This window comes from Jeotgalibacillus haloalkalitolerans (genome assembly GCF_034427455.1).
Taxonomy (GTDB): Bacteria; Bacillota; Bacilli; order Bacillales; family Jeotgalibacillaceae; genus Jeotgalibacillus; species Jeotgalibacillus haloalkalitolerans.
Genome location: NZ_JAXQNN010000001.1, coordinates 683,725 through 707,722 on the forward strand (window position 1 = coordinate 683,725; position 23,998 = coordinate 707,722).

At 45.6% G+C, this 23,998-nt stretch carries 24 protein-coding genes; all 24 read left to right on the plus strand.

Annotated elements, in window-relative coordinates:
* Window positions 1-60: 60 nt before the first annotated feature.
* The 24 genes from UFB30_RS03305 (at window position 61) to murA (ending at window position 23,815) form a co-directional block, all read left to right on the plus strand.
* Window positions 61-1,251 (plus strand): galactokinase, encoded by a 1,191-nt coding sequence (locus tag UFB30_RS03305; RefSeq protein ID WP_322420248.1) that lies wholly within the window; start codon window positions 61-63, stop codon window positions 1,249-1,251.
* Window positions 1,248-2,267: an aldose epimerase family protein gene (locus tag UFB30_RS03310; protein WP_322420249.1), complete on the plus strand. Its 1,020-nt coding sequence runs from the start codon at window positions 1,248-1,250 to the stop codon at window positions 2,265-2,267. The genes UFB30_RS03305 and UFB30_RS03310 overlap by 4 nt, the downstream gene beginning before the upstream one ends.
* Window positions 2,268-2,282: 15 nt before the next feature.
* Window positions 2,283-4,088, plus strand: a complete 1,806-nt coding sequence (locus UFB30_RS03315) for a glycoside hydrolase family 2 protein (protein WP_322420250.1) — start codon at window positions 2,283-2,285, stop codon at window positions 4,086-4,088.
* A 5-nt stretch (window positions 4,089-4,093) separates the two neighbouring features.
* A complete protein-coding gene (gene galE / locus UFB30_RS03320; RefSeq protein ID WP_322420251.1) occupies window positions 4,094-5,101 on the plus strand; it encodes a UDP-glucose 4-epimerase GalE in 1,008 nt (335 codons plus the stop codon).
* A gap of 6 nt (window positions 5,102-5,107) precedes the next feature.
* Window positions 5,108-6,607: a UDP-glucose--hexose-1-phosphate uridylyltransferase gene (galT, locus tag UFB30_RS03325; RefSeq protein WP_322420252.1), complete on the plus strand. Its 1,500-nt coding sequence runs from the start codon at window positions 5,108-5,110 to the stop codon at window positions 6,605-6,607.
* 63 nt (window positions 6,608-6,670) lie between these two features.
* Entirely contained in the window at window positions 6,671-7,675 is a 1,005-nt protein-coding gene (locus UFB30_RS03330; RefSeq protein WP_322420253.1) for a LacI family DNA-binding transcriptional regulator, read from the plus strand.
* Between the two features lie 513 nt (window positions 7,676-8,188).
* A complete protein-coding gene (locus UFB30_RS03335; RefSeq protein ID WP_322420254.1) occupies window positions 8,189-8,641 on the plus strand; it encodes a low molecular weight protein arginine phosphatase in 453 nt (150 codons plus the stop codon).
* A gap of 1 nt (window position 8,642) precedes the next feature.
* Entirely contained in the window at window positions 8,643-9,083 is a 441-nt protein-coding gene (gene rpiB, locus UFB30_RS03340; protein ID WP_322420255.1) for a ribose 5-phosphate isomerase B, read from the plus strand.
* A 207-nt stretch (window positions 9,084-9,290) separates the two neighbouring features.
* The gene (locus UFB30_RS03345; protein ID WP_322420256.1) at window positions 9,291-9,824 is read left to right on the plus strand and encodes a TIGR01440 family protein; all 534 of its coding nucleotides are present in this window, start codon (window positions 9,291-9,293) and stop codon (window positions 9,822-9,824) included.
* 237 nt (window positions 9,825-10,061) lie between these two features.
* Window positions 10,062-11,297, plus strand: a complete 1,236-nt coding sequence (gene glyA / locus UFB30_RS03350; protein WP_322420257.1) for a serine hydroxymethyltransferase — start codon at window positions 10,062-10,064, stop codon at window positions 11,295-11,297.
* A gap of 565 nt (window positions 11,298-11,862) precedes the next feature.
* Window positions 11,863-12,492, plus strand: a complete 630-nt coding sequence (upp, locus tag UFB30_RS03355) for a uracil phosphoribosyltransferase (RefSeq protein ID WP_039811537.1) — start codon at window positions 11,863-11,865, stop codon at window positions 12,490-12,492.
* Between the two features lie 24 nt (window positions 12,493-12,516).
* The gene (gene wecB, locus UFB30_RS03360) at window positions 12,517-13,662 is read left to right on the plus strand and encodes a non-hydrolyzing UDP-N-acetylglucosamine 2-epimerase (protein ID WP_322420258.1); all 1,146 of its coding nucleotides are present in this window, start codon (window positions 12,517-12,519) and stop codon (window positions 13,660-13,662) included.
* 463 nt (window positions 13,663-14,125) lie between these two features.
* A complete protein-coding gene (locus UFB30_RS03365) occupies window positions 14,126-14,344 on the plus strand; it encodes an AtpZ/AtpI family protein (RefSeq protein WP_322420259.1) in 219 nt (72 codons plus the stop codon).
* 4 nt (window positions 14,345-14,348) lie between these two features.
* Entirely contained in the window at window positions 14,349-14,735 is a 387-nt protein-coding gene (locus UFB30_RS03370; protein ID WP_322420260.1) for an ATP synthase subunit I, read from the plus strand.
* A gap of 5 nt (window positions 14,736-14,740) precedes the next feature.
* Window positions 14,741-15,451: a F0F1 ATP synthase subunit A gene (gene atpB / locus UFB30_RS03375; protein ID WP_322420261.1), complete on the plus strand. Its 711-nt coding sequence runs from the start codon at window positions 14,741-14,743 to the stop codon at window positions 15,449-15,451.
* Between the two features lie 89 nt (window positions 15,452-15,540).
* Complete coding sequence (gene atpE / locus UFB30_RS03380) at window positions 15,541-15,753, plus strand: F0F1 ATP synthase subunit C (protein WP_039813889.1); 213 nt, start codon at window positions 15,541-15,543, stop codon at window positions 15,751-15,753.
* A 181-nt stretch (window positions 15,754-15,934) separates the two neighbouring features.
* Window positions 15,935-16,453, plus strand: a complete 519-nt coding sequence (gene atpF / locus UFB30_RS03385; protein ID WP_322420262.1) for a F0F1 ATP synthase subunit B — start codon at window positions 15,935-15,937, stop codon at window positions 16,451-16,453.
* Entirely contained in the window at window positions 16,450-16,986 is a 537-nt protein-coding gene (locus tag UFB30_RS03390) for a F0F1 ATP synthase subunit delta (RefSeq protein WP_322420263.1), read from the plus strand. Before atpF ends, UFB30_RS03390 begins: the two co-directional genes overlap by 4 nt.
* Window positions 16,987-17,012: 26 nt before the next feature.
* Window positions 17,013-18,521 (plus strand): F0F1 ATP synthase subunit alpha, encoded by a 1,509-nt coding sequence (gene atpA, locus UFB30_RS03395; RefSeq protein ID WP_322420264.1) that lies wholly within the window; start codon window positions 17,013-17,015, stop codon window positions 18,519-18,521.
* A gap of 39 nt (window positions 18,522-18,560) precedes the next feature.
* On the plus strand, window positions 18,561-19,424 hold the full coding sequence (locus UFB30_RS03400; protein ID WP_039811516.1) for a F0F1 ATP synthase subunit gamma: 864 nt from the start codon (window positions 18,561-18,563) through the stop codon (window positions 19,422-19,424).
* A gap of 279 nt (window positions 19,425-19,703) precedes the next feature.
* Window positions 19,704-21,113, plus strand: coding sequence for a F0F1 ATP synthase subunit beta (gene atpD, locus UFB30_RS03405; RefSeq protein WP_322420265.1), 1,410 nt, complete (start codon window positions 19,704-19,706; stop codon window positions 21,111-21,113).
* Between the two features lie 22 nt (window positions 21,114-21,135).
* Window positions 21,136-21,540, plus strand: coding sequence for a F0F1 ATP synthase subunit epsilon (locus UFB30_RS03410; RefSeq protein WP_039811513.1), 405 nt, complete (start codon window positions 21,136-21,138; stop codon window positions 21,538-21,540).
* 281 nt (window positions 21,541-21,821) lie between these two features.
* A complete protein-coding gene (locus UFB30_RS03415; RefSeq protein WP_322420266.1) occupies window positions 21,822-22,052 on the plus strand; it encodes a DUF1146 family protein in 231 nt (76 codons plus the stop codon).
* A gap of 452 nt (window positions 22,053-22,504) precedes the next feature.
* A complete protein-coding gene (murA, locus tag UFB30_RS03420) occupies window positions 22,505-23,815 on the plus strand; it encodes a UDP-N-acetylglucosamine 1-carboxyvinyltransferase (protein ID WP_322420267.1) in 1,311 nt (436 codons plus the stop codon).
* Window positions 23,816-23,998: the final 183 nt, after the last annotated feature.

Below are 23,998 nucleotides of genomic sequence, written 5' to 3' on the forward strand. Positions count from 1 at the left end.
ATAATTGTGATAGATTTAGTTTTATGAATCAGAAGCAGACAACGATAAGGAGGATGCCGGATGAATGTATATGACTTAAAGCAGTCTTTTATCTCTATATTTAATGAAGCACCTGAACGGTTGTTTTTCGCGCCGGGTAGAATTAATCTGATCGGGGAACACACAGACTATAATGGAGGAAAAGTATTTCCGCTGGCAATTACATATGGAACGTATGCCTATGTAAGAGAGCGGAATGACAAGAAAGTCAGATTGGCATCAACAAACTTTCCTCAAACAGGAATCATAACAGCTTCTCTCGACCAGCTTGAAAAGAACCTTGAGACTGAGTGGGTTAACTATCCGCTTGGAGTTATATACTTTTTAAAAGAAAGCGGTTACAAAGTCGAGCGCGGGTTTGATGTGTTATTTGAAGGTAATATTCCAAATGGTGCCGGACTGTCATCCTCTGCTTCTATTGAAATGGCAGCGGGCGTGATGGCAAAGGGATTGGCCGGACTATCTATCTCACAGATTGAGCTGATCAAATTATGCCAGCGTGTGGAAAATGAATATATCGGTGTGAACAGCGGGATTATGGATCAGTTCGCGATCGGTATGGGCAGACAGGGTCAGGCGCTGTGGCTTGACTGTGATACGCTGGATTTTGAATACGCACCGATTGAACTTGAACATGAAAAAATTGTGATTATGAACACAAATAAAAGAAGAGAACTAGCATCCTCTAAATATAATGAGCGCCGCGCTGAATGTGAGAAGGCTTTAAAGATCATCCAAAAGCATACATCAGTTGAGAGTCTTGGAGAGCTTTCAGTTACGCAGCTATCGGATGTGGAGACATGGCTGAATGATTCCCTTCTATATAAAAGAGTAAAACATGTTGTGACAGAAAATGAGCGCACCAAACTGGCATTTGTTTCACTAAAGGCAGGCGACCTTGAGCAGGTTGGGCAGCTGATGAATGCTTCACACCAGTCTCTGAAGGAAGATTATGAAGTGACTGGAGAGGAGCTGGATACACTGGCGGAATTTGCACAGGTGCAGCCTGGTGTCATTGGATCCAGAATGACAGGAGCAGGATTTGGAGGATGTGCGATTGCCATCGTCAAAACAGACGCGGTAGATGAATTCATTAAGCAAACGAGAAGACACTATCAGGACCGGATCGGCTATGGACCGGACTTTTATGTTGCTTCAGTTGGAGACGGTGCCAAAGAGATTGCGATTGAAGGAGTTGAGCAGACGGGATGATATCACGAAAAGAAATTGCCACACATAACGGACACCCGATTTTCAGGTATACGATTGAAAATAATAATGGTGTACGGCTGTCAGCGTTGAATTACGGGTGTATCATCACTGAATGGACAGCGCCTGATCAGGATGGCCGCCTGGAGAACATCGTACTGGGCTATGAGGATTTCTCCAGGTACCTGACAGACTCACCTTACTTTGGTGCGATCGTTGGCCGTTTTGCCGGCAGAATCGAAAATGCTTCTTTTGCATTAGATAATGAAACCTTCAGCCTTGCAAAAAATGATGGTGAAAACTCTTTGCATGGGGGAGATGAAGGCTTCGATAAAAAGGTCTGGGCAGTTACAGAGCAGGATCAGACCTTAGTCTTCAACCTGACAAGCCCTCATTTAGAGGAAGGGTTTCCCGGAGAATTAACGATTCAGGTGAGCTACACATTGACCGATGAAAATGAGCTCCGGATTAAATACAACGCGACAACAGATAGAAAAACAGTGATCAACATGACAAACCATACTTACTTCAATCTGACAGGGACATTACAACCGGTGCTGAATCATGAGCTTAAGATTCCCGCGGATACTTATCTGCCGTTAAAGGAGACACTGATTCCAACAGGGGAACTAAGAAACGTTGAGAACACTCCTTTTGATTTCCGTGAATCAAAGAGGCTTGCAGATGCGCTGGACCTTCAGGATGAACAGATCAAAATTGGTGGAAACGGCTATGATCATCCTTTTGTATTAAATGAAGGAATCATTCAGCTGAGTGAGCCTGTAAGCAGAAGGCGTTTGACGATTCACACGGATCAGCCGGCTGTCGTATTCTATGCAGGAAATCAGCTTGGCAAGGAAGGTGCCATGCGCGGTGAAAAAATACAGGCGCACTCAGGATTGTGTCTGGAAACACAGGGCTTGCCAAATGCAATGAACGAACCATCATTTCCATCGTGTGAACTGTCACCTGGTGAAACGTACAGCTCAGAAACTATTTATCGGCTAACTACATATTAGAAGGAGTGGAAAGTAATGAGATCAGAATACCCTCGTCCGCAATTTGTAAGACCGGCTTGGCTTAACTTAAATGGAGAATGGGATTTCGCTTTTGATGATCAGCATAAAGGACTGAAGGAAAAATGGTATCAGGGCAGTAATGCTTTTGATCGTAAAATACAGGTCCCTTTTGTATTTCAGACTGAATTAAGCGGTATTCAGGATAAAACCTTCCATGATGTTGTGTGGTATCAGCGTAAAGTGGAGATTCCTGCTGAGTGGAGCGGTAAAAAGCTGATGCTTCACTTTGGAGCTGTCGACTACCAGGCGAAAGTCTATGTAAATGAAGAGCTTGCAGGAGAACATACTGGCGGACATACTTCTTTTTCATTTGATATTACACATTTAGCAGGTGAAGAGGCAGTCATCACGGTTCGTGCTTATGATCCATCAAAAGATGAAACCATTCCTAGAGGAAAGCAATTCTGGAAAGAAGAAATTGAGTCAATCTGGTATACCAATACAACAGGAATCTGGCAGCCTGTGTGGCTGGAGGCTGTATCTGAAGCTTCGTTGAATCACGTCCGTCTTACACCGGATCTGGATAAAGGTGATGTTGAAGCAGAATTTGAGTTTACATCAGCAGCCACCGGTAAATGGGCTGATGTTTCCATTTCTTTTAAAGGAAAATCAATCGTTCAGGAGAGGTTTTTAATCAATGAAACCTACGTAAAACGAACGTTTAATGTGTTCGGTCAGCATATTTTCCATACAGGCTTTCATCATGAAGGAATGACATGGTCACCTGAGAATCCTCAGTTATTTGATATGACAGTGAAGGTTGTGGATGAAGCAGCTGTGCATGATCAGGTTGACACTTACTTTGGTATGAGAAAGGTTCATACAGAGGATGGGATGGTTTATTTAAATAACAAACCATATTATCAGCGTCTTGTGCTTGATCAGGGTTACTGGAGAAAAGGTCTTTTAACAGCTCCAGATGACAATGATTTCAAGCGGGACATTGAACTCGCAAAAGAACTTGGCTTTAATGGCTGCAGAAAGCACCAGAAGGTTGAAGATCCAAGATTTTTATACTGGGCTGACCAGCTTGGCTTCCTTGTATGGGGAGAATGCGCAGCGTCTGCTTATTATTCTGAAAAAGCTGCCTCACGTCTGGTGGAGGAATGGTCAGAAATCATTGAACGGGACTACAATCACCCGTCGATTGTTGCTTGGGTTCCTCTTAACGAAAGTTGGGGCGTGCAGATGATCAGATCTAATCAAAAACAGCAGCATCATTCCCAGGCACTTTATCACCATGTACACTCTCTTGACCAGACCCGCCTGGTTGTCGGTAATGACGGGTGGGAACAGACAGTAACTGATATTTGTGCAATTCACAATTACAACCACGGCAGTGATGATGAAAAAGCAAAAAGCGCTCATTTCAAAGAAGAGCTCAGCACAAAAGAAAATCTGTTGGCATCACAGCCTGCTAAGCGCAAAGTATACGCTAACGGGTTCAGCCACCAGGGAGAGCCGATCCTGTTAACTGAGTTTGGTGGAATCGCCTTTATGACTGGAGAGGATAACGGCTGGGGTTACACTTCTGTAAAGGACGAAAAAGCATATGTAGCAGATTATAAGCGGATCATGGATGCAGTCTACAGCTCAGAAGCGCTTCATGGCTACTGCTATACGCAGCTGACAGATGTTGAGCAGGAGATAAACGGTATCTTGACGTATGACCGTGAGGCGAAGTGTAAGATAGAAGATATTCGTGAGATTAACCTTCAATGGCATAACGAAATTAAGTCAAAATTGTCCGGTAAGGAGTGAGTCAAATGGCAGTACTTGTCACAGGTGGAGCAGGATACATTGGAAGTCACGCAGTATTGGCGCTGAAAAGAAAAGGGTTTGAAACAGTCATCGTAGATAATCTGCAGACCGGTCACGGCGGTGCAGTCAGCAGTGATGACCATTTTTACAAAGGATCCCTGCATGACGGGGCCTTTCTTGATCAGGTATTTACGAACCATGATATAGATGCAGTCATTCATTTTGCTGCAAGCTCACTGGTCGGTGAGAGCGTTCAAAATCCTTTAAAATACTATGAGAACAATGTGGGCGGTGCGATTTCACTGCTGCAGGCAATGAAGCGTCACGGCGTGAAAAAGCTCGTCTTTTCTTCAACGGCAGCGACTTACGGTGAGCCTGAAACAGATCTGCTCACAGAAGAAGACACGGTATCTCCGACAAATCCTTACGGGGAAACAAAGCTTGCTGTTGAAAAAATGCTGAAATGGGCAAGTGAAGCATACGGAATTCACTCCATTTCGCTTAGGTATTTCAATGTTGCCGGCGCAGATCCGGAAGGCCTCCGTGGGGAAGATCATGATCCTGAAACACACCTGATTCCAATTATTCTTCAGGTCGCACTCGGTCAGCGTGATCACATCAGCATTTTCGGAACAGACTATGCAACGCCGGATGGCACGTGCATCCGTGACTACATTCATGTAAGTGATCTTGTAGACGCGCATCTGCTTGCGCTTGAAAAACTGACGACAGATCCTGAAACAACCGTATTTAACCTTGGAAATGGCCAGGGCTTCAGTGTCAAAGAAGTTATTGATACTGCACGTAAAGTAACAGGGCATGACATCCCGGCAATAGAAGAAGCACGCCGGGCAGGCGATCCTGCAAAACTGGTCGCTTCTGCTGAAAAAGCAAGAAAAGTACTTGGATGGAGCCCGGTTTACACCAACCTTTACGATATCATCGAAAGCGCCTGGAAATGGCACGAAACTAATCCTCAAGGGTATGACCAGGAAGCCCGGAAAGGAGACTGATCTCAAATGATTTCTTTACAAATTGAACGTCTGCTGCAGTTTGCTGTGCAAAAAAAGATGATTGAAACGGCAGACATAGACTATGCAAGGAACAGAATCCTTTCACTGCTGAAGCTTGATGCACCGGAAGAAACAGCCGTACCGGAAGAGCAGCTTGAAACACCGGTGCCTGTTCTGAATGAAATCATCAGCTGGGCTGAAGATTACCTTGATGTGACCGGCATCACTGAAAAAGATCAGGTGGATGCTGCGATCATGAACTGCCTGATGCCGAGACCTTCTGAGCTGAATCAGACATTCTTTTCTCTTTATCAGGAAGATCCTGAAAAGGCGACTGATTTCTTTTACGGATTATCACAGCATGCTAACTATATCCGAACAGACCGCATTGCAAAGAATGAAAGCTGGATCTCAGAAACGCCTTTTGGTGAGCTTGAAATTACAATCAATCTCTCAAAGCCTGAAAAAGATCCGGCAGCCATCGCAGCTGAAAAGAAAGCAAAAAGCGTGAGTTATCCATCCTGCCTGCTGTGTAAAGAAAATGTCGGATATGACGGCAGAGCAAACCACCCGGCACGGCAAAACCACCGGATTGTACCGGTAACGCTTGAGCAGGAACAATGGTTTTTCCAGTACTCGCCGTATGTGTACTATAACGAGCACGCGATTGTACTGAGTGAAGCACACAAGCCGATGAAGGTATCAAAGGAAAGCTTTGATAGGCTGTTGGGGTTTACAGAACAATTTCCGCATTACTTCGTCGGATCAAACGCAGACCTGCCAATCGTCGGAGGGTCCATCTTGAGCCATGACCATTTTCAGGCCGGGCATTACGAATTCCCAATGGCAACAGCCCCAGTAACAGAGACTTTTACGTTTAAAGGATATGAAAACGTGGAAGCGGGAATTGTGAAATGGCCGATGTCTGTCCTGAGACTGAGAAGCGAAGACCGCTACGAACTCTCAGCCCTTGCCGGTAAAGTGCTGGACCTCTGGAAACGCTATGAAGATCCACTTGTTGATATTTTAGCGTTCACTGATGGTGTGCCGCATAACACAATCACACCAATCGCAAGGGTACGCGAAGGGAAATTTGAAATTGACCTCGTCCTGCGCAATAACCGGACAAGTGACGAGCATCCAGGCGGAATCTTCCATCCGCATGAAGAGCTGCATCATATTAAAAAAGAAAATATCGGCCTTATTGAAGTCATGGGGCTTGCAGTGCTTCCAGGCCGTTTAAAAGAGGAGCTTCAACTGACAGCTGACTATCTTGCAAACAATGACCTTAACGGATTGCATCAGGATGATCGTACAGCCAAACATGCAGAATGGGCACAGCAGATACTTGAAAAACGCTCACTTTCACCTGAGAATGCGATTAACGTCCTCAGAGAAGAAACAGGCAAAGTATTTGAACAAGTCCTCTCGCATGCCGGCGTATTTAAGCAGAACGAACAGGGCCAGGCAGCGTTTAAAAAGTTTCTTGATTCGATAAATGACTAAAACCTCTGGCATAAATCACGTATAATAGAAAGTAAATGTCCTGAAAACGAATGGGTGGTAAAAATGGCAACTTTAAAAGATATAGCGTCCAAGGCAAATGTCTCGCTTGCAACGGTGTCCCGGGTGCTGAATAAGGATGAAAGTCTCTCTGTTGCGCATGAAACAAAGCAGCGGATTCTGCTGATTGCTGAGGAGCTGAACTATCAGCCTGGTAAAAGAAAGGTTGTTAAAAAGAAAACCGTCCTCAGAATGGGTCTGGTGTATTGGTATTCAAAAGAACAGGAAATGGAAGATCCATATTATCTTTCAGTCCGTCTGGGAGTAGAGCGGACCTGTTCTGAACGTGGAATTGAAATCGTTAAATACTATAAAAATGACCTACAATTCAGATCAGCCGGAGAAGAAAAGCTGGATGGCATGATTGCGATAGGTAAGTTCAGCTTGTCTGATATTTCTTTATTCAAAAAACTGACTGATAAACTGGTACTTGTCGATTTCACACCAACATCAAGTGTTGATTCCATCGTAGTCGACTTCCGCTCCGCCATGATCGATGTCCTCAAACACCTGATCGACCTTGGTCACGAGCGCATCGGCTACATCGGCGGACACGAATACGTACAGGATAATGAAATGGTCAAGGACGAGCGGGAAACAACATTTTTCGAATACCTGTCTCTCTATCACACCTTTCATCCTGAATACATCTGGACCGGGAAGTTCACAGCTGCAGATGGCTACACGCTGATGAAAGAAGCGCTGAAGCTCGACAATGGACCAACCGCATTCATTATGGGAAGTGACTCAATGGCAATCGGAGCCATGCGTGCCCTCCATGAAAAAGGGGTCCGCGTACCGGAACAGGTATCCGTCGTCGGCTTCAACGACATCGAAATGTCACGCTACCTGCAGCCGTCACTCACAACCATACAGGTCCACACCGAATACATGGGTGAAGCAGCCGTCGACCTCCTGCTCGATCAGCTCACATCCAAACGTAAAATCGCCAAAAAAGTCGTCCTGCCAACCACCCTGCTGGTGCGCGAAAGCAGCGGACCACTGAAATAGAGTTTGTGAGAACCCGGGTTTGGGAGAGACCCGGGTTTTTGCATGTGATACGGGGGGACGGAGGTTGCTGTATCTTTTATGCAGAATATGGGAGGGGTGGCTTGGTCGCCGAAGTGGCAAGAGCTGCGCGAAGGTGGTATTTCTAGTCATGAAGGGGTCAGTGATTTGGTTGACGGTGCGATACGCCCGGGTTGAATACAGTGGCTGCTGCAGTGAGTGTCATGAAAACGCCAACGGCCGGCATGATTGACCAGGCGGGGGAGTGAGCACGAAATTGATGTTGATATTCTATTTCGATCGTACCGGCTATTTTTATGACTTTAAGAAACTAAATCCTTGTTACTGAAGAGCATGAAGAGGACATGGGAGATATCTGAGGTTCTTCATGCAGAATTTGGTAAAGTGATACATCACCTCCGTCCCCCTGTATCACAAAACACTCCCCAAAAGAAAAAGTGTCTAAAATGTGATAAGCTTAAGAGGAACTGAGAATCCTAAAAAGGGGTCGTTTTCATGAGGATTTTGTTTATTTGTACAGGGAATACTTGCCGCAGTCCGATGGCTGAAGCAATTTTAAATCATAGAGGTGAGCCGCATATGGAGGTGCGTTCTGCCGGTCTTTTTGCGATGGAAGGCGGGATGGCATCACATAATGCGCAGCAGGTGCTTGAGGAAAATGGTCTGGCGCATGATCACCGCTCGCATTCTGTTACGCAGGCTGATGTGCACTGGGCGGATTATGTGTTCGCTATGACGAGTTCGCATAAAGCAATGCTGATGGAGCAGTTTCCGTTTGCAGCTGACCGTATTTTTACACTGAAGGAATTTTCCTCAGAGCGCGGGCTGGATGTGTCGGATCCGTATGGCGGTTCGGTTGAAGTATACCGCTCCACTTTTAACGAGTTAAACAGATTAATGGATAGCATGCTGAAAAACCTTAATAAACAGGAACAGGGAGGATTTTAATATGAAAGTCGCATTAGCATCTGATCATGGTGGTACGAATCTGCGTAAGGAAATTGCAGATCTTTTAAAGGAAATGAATATTGAATTTGAAGATTTCGGCTGTGACTGTGAGGGATCAGTTGATTATCCTGATTACGCATTGCCGGTTGCTGAAAAAGTGGCAGCTGGTGAATTTGACCGCGGAATTCTGATCTGCGGTACTGGTATTGGCATGAGTATTGCAGCGAATAAAGTAAAAGGCATCCGCTGTGCACTTGTACACGATACGTTCAGCGCGAAAGCAACGCGTGGTCATAACGATTCGAATATGCTTGCGATGGGCGAGCGTGTCATTGGTCCGGGGCTTGCGCGTGAAATTGCATCGATCTGGCTTCAGGGAGAATTTGAAGGCGGACGCCATGAGAATCGTATTAACAAAATGAGTGAGTATGAAGCGAAGTAATTATAGAAATCTGCTGAGATAAAGACAGTTCATGTGAATGCACAGCTGATGGTTGGAGTGGAAGGGGGCGACTCCGGGACAGCGGGAAGCTGAGACCCCGCAAGGCGAAGCCTGAGGAGGCTCAGCAACCACCGTCCGGAAAGCGTCCCCCTGAAGCGGAAACTATCAGCCCATCTTAACAGAACCAAATAGAAAGAAGGGCTTGCAATGAACCAGGAATTGCTGTCGATTCTTCAGGAATATCAGGAACAGGCTTTGTTAAAAGAGGGGCAGTTGTTTGTCATCGGCTGTTCAACGTCAGAAGTCATCGGTCGTAAAATCGGCACATCCGGAACAGATGAGGTTGCTGAATCGCTTTTTAAAGCATTTGAAAGATTTGCCGCAGATACCGGTGTGCATCTTGTATTTCAGGGATGTGAACACATTAATCGTGCGCTGATCGTGGAGCGGGAAACAGCAGAACGTTACAGCCTTGATGAAGTAACCGTCGTTCCTGTTCGAAAAGCAGGCGGTGCAATGGCTTCATATGCATATCGTCATATGAAGAATCCGGTTGCAGTGGAGCGCATTCAGGCACACGGGGGCATCGATATTGGCGATACGCTGATCGGCATGCACCTGAAGCCGGTCGCCGTACCGGTCCGTGTTACTGCAAAATCACTAGGTGAAGCCCATATTACACTTGCGCGTACCAGACCAAAACTCGTTGGCGGTGCACGTGCTGTGTACGAACTTGAATAGATAGATGGACAACCGGTCTGAGGAGGCCGGTTGTTTTTCTGAAATGAAAAAATACAAAAGATCATAAAAGATTTTTGAAAAATATTCGTCTTTTCGCATGAAAACTTATATGTAAGCGTATAACAACACCCTTTTTGTCAAAAACTCCATTTTCACAATCATCAAAAACGTGTTAAGATGAAGTAGATTTTTGACCAAAGACGGGAAACAGTCCCGGGACATGAGGGAGGATTCACAATGAATAAGATTCAACAGCAGGATCAGGCATTATTCGAAGCAATGCAGGATGAACTGAAGCGTCAGCGTACGAAAATCGAGCTGATCGCTTCAGAGAATTTTGTAAGTGAAGCAGTCATGGAAGCGCAAGGATCAGTACTGACAAACAAATACGCAGAAGGTTACCCTGGACGCCGCTACTATGGTGGCTGCGAGCACGTGGATGTAGCTGAAAACCTTGCACGCGACCGCGCGAAAGAAATTTTCGGCGCAGAGCATGCAAACGTTCAGCCGCACTCAGGTGCACAGGCTAATATGGCTGTCTATTTCTCAGTACTAAAGCCGGGCGACACGGTTCTTGGTATGAACCTGTCTCATGGAGGTCACTTAACGCACGGAAGTCCAGTAAACTTCAGTGGTGAACTATATAATTTTGTCGAGTACGGTGTAGGTGAAAAAGACGAGCGCATCGATTATGAGGATGTTCGTCAAAAAGCGCTTGAGCATAAGCCGAAGATGATCGTAGCCGGTGCAAGTGCATATTCACGTACAATCGATTTCGCTAAATTCCGTGAAATCGCTGATGAAGTGGACGCATATCTGATGGTGGATATGGCGCATATCGCAGGACTTGTGGCAACTGGTGCACACCCGTCTCCAGTCCCACACGCACATTTCGTTACAACCACAACGCACAAAACACTTCGCGGACCGCGCGGAGGCATGATTCTTTGTAAGGAAGAATTCGCGAAAAAGATCGATAAGTCCATTTTCCCTGGCGTTCAGGGTGGACCGCTCATGCACGTCATTGCTGCAAAAGCAGTAGCATTCGGTGAAGCACTGAAGCCAGAATTCAAAGACTATATCGATCAGGTTGTTAAAAATGCGAAGGCAATGGCAGAAGCATTTAAGAAAAACGGAATCGACATCGTCTCAGACGGCACTGATAACCACCTTGTACTTGTGAATCTGCGCTCACTGAACCTGACAGGTAAAGTTGCAGAAAAAGTACTTGATGATATCGGCATCACTGTTAACAAAAACACAATCCCATTCGACCCTGAAAGCCCGTTCGTCACAAGCGGTATCCGTATCGGAACACCAGCTGTCACATCACGCGGCTTCAAGGAAAAAGAAATGGAAGAAATCGCTGAACTGATCGCAGAAGCACTTAAAAATCACGAAGACGAAGCAAAGCTGAAAGAAGCTGCAGCAAAAGTCGAAGAGATTACAAGCCGCTTTGCGTTATACGAGTAAAATCTGGAGGCTGTCCTTAATGGGCAGTCTTTTTTAGTTGTTTGAGACATGAAACGGGTGAGGTTTAGGGTGGATATGACCACAAAACCGGTGGAAAGCAACAACCAGGCTCGGAATAGCGACAAGAACCCGGGTGTATCGCTACAACCACAGCAGGAATTGCTACATCCCGGGCGGAAACAGCGACAAGGTCACGAAGTCGCCCTGCATGCCCTTTGGAAACAGTCTTTTAGTGTCTCAAGGGCATGAAGAGGGTATGGTGCAGGTCAGATATGACGAGAGAATCGATAGAAAGCAACAACCAGGCCCGGAATAGCGACAAGAACCCGGGTGTATCACTACAATTTTAGAGCGGATTGCTACATTCCGAACGAAAACAGTGACACTCCCATTAAGCTCCCCTGCACACAAACCGTCAAAATATTTAGTACAATTACCATTCCGTAACACTTACCATACATTATACGAACCTTTCTTGTAAAAAACCTGTAAGTATGATAACTTTCGTAAGGATTTGCTTTATAATAATATGAAGAAATGCATTTACATAAAAGGAGTGACAGGTGTGGGAAAAGTATACGTATTTGATCATCCGCTGATTCAGCACAAGCTGACGCACATCCGCGATGAGCAGACTGGAACAAAGGATTTTCGTGAACTTGTAGATGAAGTCGCAACACTAATGGCATTTGAAATCACACGTGACCTTCCAATGGAAGAAATCGATCTGAAAACGCCAGTTAGTCAGACGAAAGGTAAAGTACTTTCCGGTAAGAAGCTTGCGATCGTGCCAATTCTTCGTGCAGGAATCGGGATGGTAGATGGCATTCTGAAAATGATCCCGGCAGCAAAAGTTGGCCACGTTGGACTATACCGTGACCCTGAAACATTAAAGCCGGTTGAATATTACGTGAAACTTCCTTCAGACGTTGAAGAGCGTGACTTCATTTTAGTTGACCCAATGCTTGCAACAGGCGGATCAGCAGTTGAAGCGATCAATTCCCTGAAAAAGCGCGGTGCAAAGAATATCAAATTCCTATGTCTTGTAGCAGCACCAGAAGGCGTTGAAGAAATTAAAAAAGAACATGATGATGTAGACATTTATATTGCAGCCCTTGATGAAAAGCTGAACGAAAAAGGTTATATTGTCCCTGGTCTTGGAGACGCAGGCGACAGACTATTCGGAACAAAATAAGCGAAACCGTTAAAGGAGAAAACAATGTCAAAACGTATAAAAGTGATGACGATTTTCGGCACAAGACCGGAAGCAATTAAAATGGCACCATTAGTACTTGAGCTTAAAAAACAGGACCAGTATTTCGAGCCGATTGTAACTGTAACGGCTCAGCACAGACAAATGCTTGATCAGGTAATGGATATTTTCGGGATCACACCTGACCACGATTTAAATATCATGAAAGACCGACAGACGCTAACTGGTATCACAACACGTGCGCTTGAAGGCCTTGACCGTATTATGAAAGAAACAAAACCTGATATCGTACTTGTTCACGGTGATACAACGACTACATTCGTTGCTGGACTCGCAGCATTTTACAATCAGATCGCAGTCGGACACGTGGAAGCAGGACTTCGTACGTGGAATAAATATTCTCCGTACCCTGAAGAGATGAACCGTCAGCTGACAGGTGTAATGGCGGATCTGCATTTTGCTCCAACCGATCAGTCAGCGGATAACCTGATTCAGGAGAATAAGCCTGAAGAAAATATCTTTGTTACTGGTAATACAGCAATCGACGCACTATCGACGACTGTAAATGAAGACTATCAGAGCGATATTCTTGATCAGTTAAATGGTGACCGCCTGATTCTTGTAACAGCACACCGCAGAGAAAACCTTGGTGAGCCGATGAAAAATATGTTCCGTGCAATTAAACGCGTGGTCGATGAGCAGAAAGATGTTCAGGTCGTATACCCTGTTCACCTGAACCCTGCTGTCCGTGAAATCGCCCAGGACATTCTTGGTGGAGATGATCGTATTCACCTGATCGATCCGCTTGATGTGATTGATTTCCACAACTTTGCATCAAAAGCGTACCTGATTCTGACTGACTCAGGCGGCGTGCAGGAAGAAGCGCCTTCACTTGGTGTCCCTGTACTTGTACTGCGTGATACAACTGAACGTCCTGAAGGTATCGCAGCAGGCACGCTGAAGCTTGCAGGAATCGAAGAGGAACAGATCTACAATATGGCAACAGAACTGCTGACAGATGACGCAGCCTACCAGGCCATGTCAAAAGCATCCAATCCATATGGTGACGGTAAAGCCTCTGCCCGTATTGCAGAAGCGATCCGCTACTATTTTAAAGAAACAGATCAGCGCCCGGACACATTCCGCGTGTAAGAGAAATCCCGCTCCTGGATCAGGGGCGGGATTTCTTTTATCGTGAGGCAAGGCTGAAAAAATCAATAGGCGATTGAATAAACTGAAAAGGTGTAAGAATCATTCCAAAAGGTGATTGAATTACCAGACAAGGTGTAAGAATTAAAAACCGCACACCGCCCCCCAATACACACCCCCTATGCCTCAACCCAAACCCCACAATCACCACCCGCCCAAAGGACATACCAAACCACAAAAAACAACTCTCAAGCACCACCCAAAATCCCGGTTTGTCAAAAATGTGAACACACATACATCTATATGTGATCAATTGAACTTTTTGTCGAGATCGCGTTGACATCATTTAGTGCCTATTGTATGCTTTTAAAGGGTATAATGATAAGGTTTTCATAGGTGCAAAAAAGCATGTAAAACCTTACAATATCCGCCCTCAATTTCATTCTCAGATTGTGAGGATGCACTCATGCGTCAAACCAGACGTCCGTTCCATGCGATGGTCCTTTATTCGGCCATTCTGTCACAATTAACTGGTTCCGTACTCATCGGTATTTTCGGTGGAAGATGGCTTGATCGCCAGACGGAAACAGAACCGCTGTTTATGATCATCGGATTACTTCTGGGTTTATCAGCAGGAATCTATGCGATGCTTCGCACAGTGAAACAATTCGACTCAGGAGAGTAGCTAAATGCCTGACATCAGAAAGCATTTTTTGCGGTACACCAAGTACATATTTTACTTGTTATCGATTTTTGTCCTCGGCTTCGGGTTCACACCTTTCCCGGATGTTTTTCTCGGTCTGATACTGGGAACTTCTTTCAGCCTGCTCAATCTTTGGCTGATGAAGAACAGAATGGAAAAGTTTGATCGTGCGATGGACGAAGGCAGAAAAGTGCGTTCGCTTGGAACACTATCACGTATGGCCTCAGCAGGAGTAGCGGTGCTGATTGCACTGGAATTTCCGGAACTCATTCATTTGATTTCCACTGTATTTGGATTAATGATGGTTTATTTCGTCATTATGATAGATTATTTATTGCAGCAAGTCCTACACAAGAAGCGGGAAGAGAGGTGAAATAAATGAATCATGAAGCGCCATTAGCAGAATTTCTGGGGCTGACCTTTAATCTCTCCAATGTCTTAATGATTACCGTCGCATCCGCAATTGTATTTTTAATTGCAGTCATATCCACGCGCACCCTGGCAATGAAGCCAACCGGGATGCAGAACTTTATGGAATGGATCATGGACTTTGTGCGGAATATCATCAAGAGTAACATGGATTGGAAAACAGGAGGAAGCTTTCACATTTTAGGGATTACACTCATTATGTATGTTGCAATTTCGAACTTTTTAGGTTTACCGTTTGCGATTACATATGATCATTATCTCTGGTGGAAATCACCGACAGCTGATCCAATCGTTACAATGACTCTTGCTGTTATGGTAATTGCGCTGACGCATTACTATGGCATACGCATGAAAGGCTTCAGTGAATACGGGAAAGACTTTTTCCGTCCAATGGGTTTCTTATTCCCGCTTAAGATTATCGAAGAATTTGCAAACACGCTAACGCTTGGTTTGCGTCTTTACGGTAACATCTATGCAGGTGAGATCCTGCTCGGTCTTCTTGCAGGAAGTTTGGCAACAGGTGTCTTTGGTCACCTTGCAGCGGTTATTCCAACGCTTGCATGGCTTGGTTTCTCCGTATTTATCGGTGGTATCCAGGCATTCATTTTCGTAATGTTAACGATGGTTTATATGGCGCACAAAGTGAGCTCCGACCATTAATATATTTACCTGTTCAGATACTGAACAAACATCTTAAACAAAAAATTATTTACCCACACTAAGGAGGATATATCCAAATGACAGGTTCAATTGGTCTTTTAGCAGCAGCACTAGCAGTAGGTTTAGCAGCACTAGGTGCAGGTATCGGTAACGGTATGATCGTATCTAAAACAGTAGAAGGTATCGCACGTCAGCCAGAAGCTCGCGGTATGCTTCAAACTACAATGTTCATCGGGGTAGCACTAGTTGAGGCCGTTCCGATCATCGCCGTAGTTATCGCGTTCATCGTACAAGGTCAATAATTCATTACACGTTAAAATGGCGAAGATCATTCCTAGCGAACCTTCGCCTTTTTTCAGAGTAACAGTTGTTTATCACTTTAAACGTTAAAGGTTAGTTGGTTCCCGTAGTGGAATTCAACGCACATCTTATTAATATGAAACTTTCCGTATTTGACTGACTTCTGAAGGGAGTGAAACGAGCGTGTTCACACTTGATGCATTTGTACTTGGAGCCAGTGGCTTCAGTGAAGGGGATATCCTTTTCCAACTCGGGATGTTCATCCTTTTACTAGCATTACTTAAGAAATTCGCATGGGGTCCGTTAATGGGCATCATGAAACAGCGTGAAGATCACATCGCAGGCGAAATCGAAGCGGCTGAAAGAAGTCGTACAGAAGCGAAGCAGCAGCTTGAAGAGCAGCGCCAGCTTTTGAAAGAAGCTCGTCAGGATGCGCAGGAACTGATTGAAAACGCCCGCAAACAGGGTGATGCTCAGCGTGAAGAGATTATTCTTGCAGCGCGTGCAGAATCAGAGCGTATGAAAGAAGCGACACTTCGCGAGATCGAAACAGAAAAAGACCAGGCAGTTGCAGCACTTCGCGAGCAGGTTGCTACACTATCTGTACTGGTTGCTTCTAAAGTAATTGAAAAAGAACTGACAGTTGAAGAACAGCAGCAGCTGATCAACGAAACAATTGCAAAGGCAGGGGATCTGCGATGAGCAAATCAACTGCAGCAGCGCGTTACGCTCAGGCACTTTTTGAGCTTGCAGTAAAGCACGGCCAGACAGAGAAAATTGAAGAAGACCTTCGCACAGTTCGCCAGGTGTTTACACAGACGCCTGAACTGTCTCAGCTTCTTCAGTCTCCTAAATGGTCAAAAGTACAAAAGAAGCAGCTGATCGAGAAATCATTCAGCGGCATTTCACAGCACGTGCTGAACACGATGTACATTCTGGTTGACCGCCGTCGTAACAACGAGATGGTAGAGCTTGCAGATGAGTACATTAACCGTGCACTTGACGCACGCGGTACAGCCGTTGCACACGTATCATCAGCAACAAAACTATCAGACGCAGATAAAGAAGCAATCTCTGCTTCATTTGCTCCGCAGGTCGGAAAACAGCGTCTTGACATTCATAATCACGTAGACTCAGCACTTCTTGGCGGCATTCGCATCCGCATCGGGAACCGTATTTTTGACGGCACCCTTCGCAATAAGCTAAATCGCCTTGAACGTGAACTGAAACGATAAGATCCACGAAATGAGGGGTGACATTCATGAGCATCAAAGCTGAAGAAATCAGTGCGCTGATTAAACAGCAGATTGAAAATTATCAATCGGATATCGAAGTAACGGAGGTTGGTACGGTTATCGAAATCGGTGACGGTATCGCACGTGCTCATGGCCTTGATAACGTTATGGCTGGAGAGCTTGTTGAGTTCTCTAACGGCGTTATGGGTATGGCGCAAAACCTTGAGCAGAACAATGTCGGTATCATTATCCTTGGACCATACCGCGACATCAAAGAAGGCGACGAAGTTCGCCGTACAGGCCGTATCATGGAAGTTCCAGTTGGTGAGGAACTGATCGGCCGCGTAGTAAACCCGCTTGGACAGCCTGTTGACGGACTTGGTCCAATCAACACATCTAAAGCACGTCCAATCGAAAGCCCGGCACCAGGCGTAATGGCGCGTAAGTCAGTACACGAGCCACTTCAGACTGGTATCAAAGCGATCGATGCACTTGTTCCGATCGGCCGTGGTCAGCGTGAGCTTATCATCGGTGACCGTCAGACTGGTAAGACATCTGTAGCAATCGATACAATCCTGAACCAGAAAGACCAGGATATGATCTGTATCTACGTTGCAATCGGACAGAAGGAATCAACAGTACGTGGTACAGTTGAAACACTTCGTAAGCACGGCGCACTTGATTACTCAATCGTCGTAACGGCATCTGCATCACAGCCTGCACCGTTATTATTCCTTGCACCTTATACAGGAGTAACAATGGGTGAAGAATTCATGTTAAATGGCAAGCACGTGCTTGTTGTATATGATGACTTAACAAAACAGGCATCTGCATACCGTGAACTTTCACTACTACTACGCCGTCCTCCAGGTCGTGAAGCATATCCTGGTGACGTATTCTACCTTCACAGCCGCCTTCTTGAGCGTGCAGCGAAGCTGAATGAAACATTGGGCTCAGGTTCAATCACTGCCCTTCCATTCGTTGAAACACAAGCAGGGGATATCTCAGCTTACATTCCAACGAACGTAATCTCAATTACTGATGGACAGATCTTCCTTCAGTCAGATCTATTCTTCTCGGGTGTACGTCCTGCGATCAACGCCGGTCTTTCAGTATCCCGTGTTGGTGGATCTGCACAGATCAAAGCGATGAAGAAGGTATCTGGTACACTGCGTCTTGACCTTGCAGCATACCGTGAGCTTGAAGCATTCGCGCAGTTCGGTTCTGACCTTGATAAAGCAACTCAGGCAAAACTGAACCGTGGTGCACGTACTGTAGAAGTACTGAAGCAGGACCTGAACAAGCCGCTTAAAGTAGAAAAGCAGGTAATGATCCTTTATGCATTAACAAAAGGACACCTTGATGATATCCCAGTAGAAGACATTCGCCGTTTCGAGAACGAATTCCTAAGCTGGATGGATCAAAACCACAAAGAACTGCTGGATCACATCCGCACAACGCAAGGTCTGCCTGAAGACAGTGATATGGAAGCAGCAATCAACGGATTCAAGAAGACTTTTGCTAAAAGCGAATAATTAAACCGGCAATTCAACATTAAAGGGTGGTGAGAACCAGTGGCATCGTTACGCGATATTAAAAACAGAATCACGTCGACGAAAAAGACAAGTCAAATCACAAAAGCAATGGAAATGGTATCCGCATCCAAGCTGTCCCGTGCAGAGGATAACGCGAAATCATTCAACCCTTACATGAACAAAATTCAGGAAGTGGTTGCTTCTATTGCAACAGGCGCGGCAGATGCATCACACCCGATGCTCAGCACACGCCCTGTGAAAAAGACTGCTTATCTCGTCATCACTTCTGACAGAGGACTTGCAGGAGCTTATAACTCCAACGTAATCCGTTCAGCAATGAATGCGATCAACAGCCGTCACTCAAGCAAAGATGAGTATGTGATCCTTGCAGTCGGTCGTGTCGGACGTGACTTCTTTGCTAAAAAAGGCATGAATATCATCGATAGCATCATTGGGTTACCCGACCAGCCAAGCTTTGCTGATATTAAAGAAATTACGGGAAAAGCAGTGGGCATGTATGCAGATGAAGCTTTCGACGAGCTTTACATGTACTACAACCACTTCGTCAGCGCAATTTCACAGGAAGTAACAGAGAAGAAGGTTCTCCCTCTGACAGATGTAGCAGCTGAAACAGGCGGCATGACATCTTATGAGTTTGAACCATCACCTGAAGCAATCCTTGAAGTGCTTCTACCGCAATACGCAGAAAGCCTGATCTACGGCGCACTGCTTGACGGTAAAGCAAGTGAACACGCTGCCCGTATGACAGCAATGAAGAGTGCAACGGACAACGCCAAAGAGCTTATCGATTCACTATCATTATCATACAACCGTGCCCGCCAGGCCGCGATCACTCAGGAAATCACCGAAATCGTCGGCGGCGCCGCGGCGTTAGAAGACTAATAAAGTTCAGAATGGCTTCTTTCATTCTTAACAGTTTGAGGCAGCTGTGACTGAAACGTATTAAGACTTACCCAGAGAGTTGACCGGAGCGCAGGGCGGCGACTCCGGGACGAATAGTGGGAAGCTGAGACCCCGGAAGCCGCAGGCTGAGGAGGCTAAGCAACCACCGTCCGGAAAGCGTCCGCCCGAAGCGCAGGTCAATCTCTCGTTACCAAAGACACAACACATGTAGCCGGGCTTTCCCGCTCGGCTTCCACAAGCAAGCTAGGAGGGAAAATGATGAATAAAGGACGCGTTTTACAGGTCATGGGTCCAGTTGTTGACATCAAGTTTGACAATGGCCAGCTGCCTGACATTTATAACGCTCTAACAGTACCATCCGGTTCAGCAGAAGGCGGAGTACTAACGTTAGAAGTAGCGCTTCACCTTGGTGATGATGCTGTTCGTACCATTGCGATGTCCTCCACTGACGGCATTCAGCGTGGAGCAGAAGTAACGGACCTTGGTTCGCCAATTACTGTTCCTGTTGGAGATGCTACACTTGGACGCGTATTTAACGTACTTGGAGAAGCGATTGACCTTGCAGGAGATGTAGATGCAAGCGTACAGCGTGACCCAATTCACCGTACAGCACCAACATTTGAACAACTTTCAACTGACACAGAAATCCTTGAGACTGGAATTAAAGTAGTAGACCTGCTTGCTCCATATATCAAGGGTGGTAAAATCGGTCTCTTCGGAGGAGCCGGTGTTGGTAAAACCGTACTGATTCAGGAACTGATCAACAACATCGCACAAGAGCACGGCGGTATCTCAGTATTCGCCGGTGTTGGAGAGCGTACACGTGAAGGAAATGACCTTTTCCACGAGATGACTGATTCAGGCGTTATCAAGAAAACAGCGATGGTATTCGGTCAGATGAACGAGCCGCCGGGTGCGCGTATGCGTGTTGCCCTGTCAGGTCTGACAATGGCTGAATTCTTCCGTGATGAGCAGGGACAGGACGTACTTCTGTTCATCGATAATATCTTCCGTTTCACGCAGGCAGGTTCTGAGGTATCAGCACTACTTGGCCGTATGCCATCAGCCGTTGGTTACCAGCCGACACTTGCAACTGAAATGGGTCAGCTTCAAGAGCGTATCACGTCGACAAATGTTGGTTCAGTAACATCGATCCAGGCGATCTACGTACCTGCCGATGACTATACTGACCCTGCACCGGCGACAACATTCGCCCACCTTGATGCAACGACAAACCTTGAGCGTAAGCTTTCTGAAATGGGTATCTACCCAGCCGTTGACCCGCTTGCTTCAACATCACGCGCACTTTCTCCAGAGATCGTTGGAGAAGAGCACTACAATGTAGCACGTGAAGTTCAGCAGACGCTTCAGCGTTACAAAGAGCTTCAGGATATCATTGCCATCCTGGGTATGGATGAACTTCAGGAAGAAGATAAGATGATCGTAGGACGCGCACGCCGTATCCAGTTCTTCCTATCTCAGAACTTCCACGTAGCAGAGCAGTTTACAGGCCAGAAGGGTTCTTATGTTCCTGTTAAAGAAACAATCGCAGGATTCAAAGACATTCTTGCAGGTAAATACGACCACCTTCCAGAAGATGCATTCCGTCTGGTTGGACGCATCGAAGAAGTGCTCGAATCTGCTAAGAAGATGGGCGTAGAAGTATAATTAGGGACCAGGAGGGAAAAAAATGAAGACCGTTAACGTCAATATCGTTACTCCCGATGGCCCTGTGTACGAGTCTGCTGTAGAAATGGTGAGCACAAAAGCTCAGAGCGGGGAGCTCGGCATTCTGCCAGGGCACATCCCAATGGTTGCACCGCTTGAGATCGGCGCTGTCCGTCTGAAAAAAGAAGGACGCACTGAACTTGTAGCAGTAACCGGAGGCTTCCTTGAAGTCCGCCCGGAGCAGGTAACAATTCTGGCACAAGCAGCAGAGCCTGCAACAGACATTGATATCGACCGTGCAAAAGAAGCCAAGCAGCGGGCAGAGCGCCTTCTGCAGGCCAAACAGGACAACGTTGACTTCAAACGCGCAGAACTTGCACTTCGTCGTGCAATGAATCGCATTGATGTATACGAAAATAAAATGTAACTGATTCAACCGGCACCCTCCCCGGAATGGCTAACATGCCAGGCCGGTAAGGGGGCCGGTTTTTTATTTGAGCCACATGGTTTATCTCTGATAAAAAACAGGTAATAAATTATGGTTGAAATGAAAGAATGAAATCATTATTTACTACGGCTACAATCAGCCCTGTTTTAAGAGGACTGACATCATACTTTATGAGCATTTTCACAAACTACGGACAGATTCTCATGGATTTCTAAGAATTCTTTGGTAGAATGGCAAAGTTGGCAGAAAGGGGTCAGTATATGGCAGAGTTCGGACAGCAGGCGCTTTTAAGCATGCTTATCCATTTAACATTTATCGCATTAACTTTCTGGTCGATGCAGGCGCTTCGTTTCGACAAAGCGATCCGGCCAAACAGGGTATTTCAGGCAAGGGTACTGTTTATCCTTGTGAGCATTGCAATCGGCTCCACAGTCGCCAATTTCTTCTTATCATATACAACGTGGTCTCAGCAGCTGCCATATCTCTGGTAGGCACAAAATTGTCACAATGTAAAGGTTTTCATAAAGGAAAACCATTGATTTTTCAAAAAATGTGATTTTTATAACTACCAAATCAGGAAGATATGGTTTAAATTTATAAGGATGTGGAATAGTCAACCATGTGACATTAAACCGGCAGGGGCTATCTTGAACTCTTCATATATAAGAGAACTGAGTTTTTGTAAAGACAGTGGATCTGTCGATAAGTACTGTATGGCATGTGAAAAAATTGTCAAATTGCCATGAATCATGACTTTCTTCTCTTGTATAAAAGAGTTCTAGAATGATAAGATTTGTAATGTTTTAGTTTTTTAAAAGTTTACTTGTTTATGAGACGATTATTGGATTAGCCTATTGCGCGATTGAAGAGGACGATATCACTTCAGTCACTTACATTGAATATGAATAGTATTATGAGAATGAAGACGCGGAGGGGAACTCACTTGGAAAAAATCATCGTACGCGGCGGTAACAAGCTGCAAGGTTCAGTCAAAGTAGAAGGTGCTAAAAATGCAGTTCTTCCAATTTTAGCAGCAGCACTTTTAGCTGGAAAAGGAAAAAGTACTTTACTAGAAGTACCTGCATTATCAGATGTAAAAACAATTAACCAGGTACTTACGCATTTAAATGCAGAAGTAGAGTACACAAAAGAAGCAAATAAATTAGTAGTGGATGCAAGCAGAGATCTTGCACCGGAAGCACCATTTGAATATGTACGTAAAATGCGTGCATCTGTTCAGGTCATGGGACCACTACTCGCAAGAAATGGTCACGCAAGAGTCGCACTTCCTGGAGGCTGTGCAATCGGTTCACGACCAATTGATCTTCACCTGAAAGGGTTCGAAGCGATGGGCGCGGAAGTCACTGTTGGAAATGGATTTATCGAAGCGAAGACAAACGGCCGTCTGAAAGGCGCAAAAATTTATCTGGACTTCCCAAGTGTAGGTGCCACTGAAAACATCATGGCCGCTGCAACACTTGCAGAAGGCACAACAGTCATTGAAAACTGTGCAAAAGAGCCTGAAATTGTAGACATGGCGAACTACATGAACAAAATGGGTGCTAAGATCAAAGGCGCAGGAACTGATACAATTCGTATCGAAGGTGTGGAAGAACTGCACGGTGCAGAACACACAATCATTCCTGACCGTATCGAAGCCGGCACATTCATGATTGCAGCAGCGATCACAGAAGGCGACGTATTAATCGAAAACGCAGTACCGGAGCATTCAGCTTCAGTTATCGCGAAGCTAAAAGAAATGGGCGTTACAGTCATCGAGGAAAATGAAGGCGTACGCGTTATTGGAAACGGCAACCTGAAGTCGGTAGACATCAAGACAATGCCACATCCGGGCTTCCCGACAGACATGCAATCACAAATGATGGCACTGATGCTGACAGCAAACGGAACAGGCGTGATCACTGAAACAGTATTCGAAAACCGCTTCATGCACGTCGAAGAATTCCGCCGCATGAATGCAAACGTAAAAATCGAAGGACGTTCAACAATCATGAACGGACCAAGCAATCTTCAGGGAGCAGAAGTCGCAGCAACTGACCTGAGAGCAGGCGCAGCGCTGATCCTCGCAGGACTCGTAGCAGATGGCTACACACAAGTAACAGAACTGAAACACCTTGATCGTGGCTACGTAAACTTCCACGAAAAGCTAGTCGCACTAGGCGCAAACGTAGAACGTGTTCGTGAAGAGACAGAAGCAAGAGCAGAAGCAGCTGCAACAGCAGTACGCGTATAATTTTACTGAACTCATACTTCTTATTCTTATACATCACGATATTCTAACTAATTATACGTATATCAGCAGTATACACACGCGAGGGCGTGGGTATACTGCTTTTTTATTTTGGGGTGCTTAGCTTTGTTACAGGTATGGGGGGCGGGGCGCGATTTCGCTCACCTTTTGAGATATATCTATCAC

Bases quoted from the DNA above. Each gene is read 5' to 3' on its own strand.
- UFB30_RS03305 (WP_322420248.1), top strand. From the start codon at position 61: ATGAATGTATATGACTTAAAGCAGTCTTTTATCTCTATATTTAATGAA.
- UFB30_RS03310 (WP_322420249.1), top strand. From the start codon at position 1,248: ATGATATCACGAAAAGAAATTGCCACACATAACGGACACCCGATTTTC.
- UFB30_RS03315 (WP_322420250.1), top strand. From the start codon at position 2,283: ATGAGATCAGAATACCCTCGTCCGCAATTTGTAAGACCGGCTTGGCTT.
- galE (WP_322420251.1), top strand. From the start codon at position 4,094: ATGGCAGTACTTGTCACAGGTGGAGCAGGATACATTGGAAGTCACGCA.
- galT (WP_322420252.1), top strand. From the start codon at position 5,108: ATGATTTCTTTACAAATTGAACGTCTGCTGCAGTTTGCTGTGCAAAAA.
- UFB30_RS03330 (WP_322420253.1), top strand. From the start codon at position 6,671: ATGGCAACTTTAAAAGATATAGCGTCCAAGGCAAATGTCTCGCTTGCA.
- UFB30_RS03335 (WP_322420254.1), top strand. From the start codon at position 8,189: ATGAGGATTTTGTTTATTTGTACAGGGAATACTTGCCGCAGTCCGATG.
- rpiB (WP_322420255.1), top strand. From the start codon at position 8,643: ATGAAAGTCGCATTAGCATCTGATCATGGTGGTACGAATCTGCGTAAG.
- UFB30_RS03345 (WP_322420256.1), top strand. From the start codon at position 9,291: ATGAACCAGGAATTGCTGTCGATTCTTCAGGAATATCAGGAACAGGCT.
- glyA (WP_322420257.1), top strand. From the start codon at position 10,062: ATGAATAAGATTCAACAGCAGGATCAGGCATTATTCGAAGCAATGCAG.
- wecB (WP_322420258.1), top strand. From the start codon at position 12,517: ATGTCAAAACGTATAAAAGTGATGACGATTTTCGGCACAAGACCGGAA.
- UFB30_RS03365 (WP_322420259.1), top strand. From the start codon at position 14,126: ATGCGTCAAACCAGACGTCCGTTCCATGCGATGGTCCTTTATTCGGCC.
- UFB30_RS03370 (WP_322420260.1), top strand. From the start codon at position 14,349: ATGCCTGACATCAGAAAGCATTTTTTGCGGTACACCAAGTACATATTT.
- atpB (WP_322420261.1), top strand. From the start codon at position 14,741: ATGAATCATGAAGCGCCATTAGCAGAATTTCTGGGGCTGACCTTTAAT.
- UFB30_RS03390 (WP_322420263.1), top strand. From the start codon at position 16,450: ATGAGCAAATCAACTGCAGCAGCGCGTTACGCTCAGGCACTTTTTGAG.
- atpA (WP_322420264.1), top strand. From the start codon at position 17,013: ATGAGCATCAAAGCTGAAGAAATCAGTGCGCTGATTAAACAGCAGATT.
- atpD (WP_322420265.1), top strand. From the start codon at position 19,704: ATGAATAAAGGACGCGTTTTACAGGTCATGGGTCCAGTTGTTGACATC.
- UFB30_RS03410 (WP_039811513.1), top strand. From the start codon at position 21,136: ATGAAGACCGTTAACGTCAATATCGTTACTCCCGATGGCCCTGTGTAC.
- UFB30_RS03415 (WP_322420266.1), top strand. From the start codon at position 21,822: ATGGCAGAGTTCGGACAGCAGGCGCTTTTAAGCATGCTTATCCATTTA.